The 578-nt window shown below is 43.4% G+C and carries 1 protein-coding gene; it reads left to right on the top strand.

Features of this window, described 5'->3' with window-relative positions:
- Positions 1–176: 176 nt before the first annotated feature.
- On the top strand, positions 177–578 hold a 402-nt coding region (locus tag A3750_RS17280), incomplete at its 3' end, for a sugar phosphate nucleotidyltransferase (RefSeq protein WP_255374889.1).

Raw genomic sequence — 578 nt, 5'->3', positions numbered from 1 at the left:
TTGTCCAATTTTGTGTCTGAAATTATGCAAAGCTAGTTATAAAGCGGCATGGATTGTGTAACATACTTGTAAAGCATCGCATCCATCATCACCGGCTGTATTTATGCTCCAAGATCGCGCTGATTTAGTCGCGTTTTGCACAATATTGACACTTATGTAATACCAGGATTGTATTTATGATTAAGAACTGTTTGTTTCCAGTTGCCGGTTACGGCACTCGATTTTTGCCTGCTACGAAAGCCATGCCGAAAGAAATGCTCCCACTCGTTAACAAGCCGCTTGTTCAATACGGGGTTGAAGAAGCGCAAGAGGCTGGGATGAATAACTTTGGTTTTGTAACAGGTCGTGGAAAGCGCGCTATCGCAGATCATTTCGACATCAGTTATGAGCTAGAACATCAAATCCAAGGTTCGGGTAAAGAAGACCTGCTTTCTGAGATTCGCGATCTTATTCATAACAATACCTTTTCTTTTACACGTCAACATGAGATGAAGGGCCTTGGCCATGCAATCTTATCTGGCAAGACGCTTGTAGGCGACAACCCATTTGCCGTGCTACTCGCCGATGACCTATGTGTA

This window comes from Oleiphilus sp. HI0079 (assembly GCF_001635105.1).
The sequence above is the reverse complement of the archived record's forward strand: the minus strand, read 5'-3'. Positions and strand labels throughout refer to the sequence as shown.